This window comes from Variovorax sp. GW531-E2 (genome assembly GCF_059423125.1).
Genome location: NZ_JBWKXQ010000140.1, coordinates 1 through 927 on the forward strand (window position 1 = coordinate 1; position 927 = coordinate 927).

At 62.2% G+C, this 927-nt stretch carries 1 pseudogene; it reads left to right on the forward strand.

Features of this window, described 5'->3' with window-relative positions:
• Positions 1-28 precede the first annotated feature (28 nt).
• Positions 29-927, forward strand: a pseudogene (locus AC07XP_RS32300) (hypothetical protein); the annotation flags it as partial.

Below are 927 nucleotides of genomic sequence, written 5' to 3' on the forward strand. Positions count from 1 at the left end.
TTTTCTGAACCCCGATCGGACAAAAATCATGGTAGCCATCGTCAGCGGTAACAGCCTGGGCCTGAGCCTGACCTCACTGGGCACGTTGGGTCAGCGCGGCGTGCTGGGAACGGCAGGGCAGGGACGCAACGGAGAGCAGGCGTTCGTCAACATTGCCAAGGGCAACCTGATCCTGCAGGACTTCGACGACAAGCTGGTCGCCCGCGGGGCGGACATCGGCATCGTGCGGACCTACAACAGCCAGGGCTTGCTCAATGACGACAACGGGGACAACTGGGGTGTCGGTGCATATGGCCAGCGGCTCCAACTGACCGGCACCGTTGCCACGGCCGGCAGCACCTTTGTTCGCATCGATCGCGATGGCGCCAGCGCCACCTACGTCTGGAATGCGGCAAGGAACGCGTACGTCAGCAATGAGGGGGCAGGGGCGTTCGACACAATTGCCTACGACGCGGCCAATGCTCGCTACGTGTGGACCGACGGCTCCACCGGACTTGTTGAGCGCTACGAGACCACGGTGAAAGGCCGTCTGCTGTCGGTGGTTGACCCCAGTGGCAACACGATCGGCTTCACCTACAACGCGAACGACACCGTGCAGAGCATGGTCAACGCCAATGGCGAGACCACCTTCTTCGACTACAGCGGCACGAACCTCACTCAGATCCGCACGGTTGCCACCGGAGGTGCAGTTCTCACCCGCGTGCGCTACGCCTACGACAGCGCCAACCGGCTGACCAGCGTCACTGTCGACCTCAGCCCGGAGGACAACAGCGTCGCGGATGGAAAGACGTATGTCACGACGTACACCTACGACGGAACGAGCAAGCGTATTGCTTCGGTGACCCAGAGCGATGGCACCAGCCTCGCGTTCACCTATGCGGCTGATGGTCGCGTCGCCACAGTCAAGGATGGCCTGGGTCAGGTGAC